Below are 223 nucleotides of genomic sequence, written 5' to 3'. Positions count from 1 at the left end.
CAACCCGGCAGGATCGACACCCGCCCGCTCGAGGACCTCCCACGACGCCTCCAGCATCAACCGCTGCTGAGGATCCATCCCCAACGCCTCACGCGGCGAGATACCGAAGAACCCCGCATCGAAACCCGCGGCATCCTCCAGGAACCCACCCTCACGGACATAACTCCTCCCCGCACGATCCGGATCCTCATCGAACAACGACCCCAGATCCCACCCCCGATCC

Annotated in this window: 1 protein-coding gene; it reads right to left on the bottom strand. The window is 65.0% G+C overall.

Annotation, left to right across the window (positions count from 1 at the left end; genetic code table 11):
• Window positions 1-223: beta-ketoacyl synthase N-terminal-like domain-containing protein (locus OO54_RS41215; protein ID WP_033213021.1), on the bottom strand; the 223-nt coding region annotated here is incomplete at both ends.

Source organism: Streptomyces wedmorensis (assembly GCF_000716445.1).
Lineage (GTDB): Bacteria > Actinomycetota > Actinomycetes > Streptomycetales > Streptomycetaceae > Streptomyces > Streptomyces wedmorensis.
The sequence above is the reverse complement of the archived record's forward strand: the minus strand, read 5'-3'. Positions and strand labels throughout refer to the sequence as shown.